Source organism: Hymenobacter agri, assembly GCF_054778495.1.
On the sequence record NZ_BAAGZM010001297.1, the window covers coordinates 1 to 539 of the forward strand.

Here is a 539-nt window from a genome sequence, read left to right on the forward strand (position 1 = left end):
GCGCCCAGGCCGGAGCCACCGCCAACGCCACCAACGCCGCCCTGCTTTACCTCGGCAAAGCCAGCCTGCGCACCGACCAGCTCGACCAAGCCGCGACTGAGCTAACGGCCGCCGTGGCCGCCGCGCCCAACGACATCAACGGGGCCGAAGCGCAGTACTACCTGGCCGAAACTCTGTTCAAGCAGAAGAAGAACGACGAAGCCAAAGCCGCCGCGCTCAAGGTGAACTCCGATTTCAGCAACTACTCGCTGTGGCTGGGCCGGGCCTTCCTGCTGGTGGCCGACATTTACGCCTCGGAGGGCGACAACTTTCAGGCCCGTGGCACGCTGAACTCGCTTATCGACAACAACTTCCCGGTGCCCGAAGTCCTGGAAGCCGCCAAGCAGCGCCTCAAAACCCTGGGCGCCGACCAGCCCGACGAAGCCACCGAGCCGGCTCCCACCAAAAAGCCCCCGGTGAAAGCCCCCGTGAAGGCCCCGACCAAAGCGCCGGCCAAAACCACCGCGCCGGCCACCCCGCCCGCCAAGCAGCCGACGACC

1 protein-coding gene is annotated in these 539 nt (G+C 66.8%); it reads left to right on the forward strand.

Going from position 1 to position 539, the window contains the following annotated elements; all coding sequences use genetic code 11:
• Positions 1-539: tetratricopeptide repeat protein (locus ACYVDE_RS25890; protein ID WP_460504366.1), on the forward strand; the 539-nt coding region annotated here is incomplete at both ends.